This window comes from Glutamicibacter sp. MNS18, assembly GCF_026107515.2.
Classification (GTDB): Bacteria; Actinomycetota; Actinomycetes; order Actinomycetales; family Micrococcaceae; genus Glutamicibacter.
In genome coordinates this window covers 1-776 of sequence record NZ_JAPCHW010000039.1, presented here as the reverse complement: position 1 = coordinate 776, position 776 = coordinate 1, and the positions used below count along the sequence as shown (strand labels likewise).

General features: G+C 55.3%; 1 rRNA gene. It reads right to left on the bottom strand.

What is annotated here, in order from left to right:
* Positions 1–7: 7 nt before the first annotated feature.
* Positions 8–776: ribosomal RNA gene (locus OK351_RS17875) — 23S ribosomal RNA — on the bottom strand; the annotation flags it as partial.

Here is a 776-nt window from a genome sequence, read left to right as displayed (position 1 = left end):
GTTGTGTGTTGATAAGTCATCGGCCTATTAGTACAGGTCAGCTACACAAGTCTTCAGTCCTTGCTTCCACATCCTGCCTATCAACCCAGTGGTCTAGCTGGGGGCCTCTCACACCAAAAGGTGCATGGAAATCTCATCTCGAAGCAGGCTTCCCGCTTAGATGCTTTCAGCGGTTATCCCTTCCAAACGTAGCTAATCAGCGGTGCACTTGGCAGTACAACTGACACACCAGAGGTTCGTCCGTCCCGGTCCTCTCGTACTAAGGACAGCCCTTCTCAAATTTCCAACGCGCGCAGCGGATAGGGACCGAACTGTCTCACGACGTTCTAAACCCAGCTCGCGTACCGCTTTAATGGGCGAACAGCCCAACCCTTGGGACCTACTCCAGCCCCAGGATGCGACGAGCCGACATCGAGGTGCCAAACCATGCCGTCGATATGGACTCTTGGGCAAGATCAGCCTGTTATCCCCGAGGTACCTTTTATCCGTTGAGCGACGGCCCTTCCACACGGTGCCGCCGGATCACTAGTCCCGACTTTCGTCCCTGCTCGAGCTGTCACTCTCACAGTCAAGCTCCCTTGTGCACTTACACTCGCCACCTGATTGCCAACCAGGCTGAGGGAACCTTTGGGCGCCTCCGTTACTCTTTAGGAGGCAACCGCCCCAGTTAAACTACCCATCAGGCACTGTCCCTGAACCAGATCATGGTCCGAAGTTAGGTGACCGGTACAGCCAGAGTGGTATTTCAACGATGACTCCACCCGAACTAGCGTCCG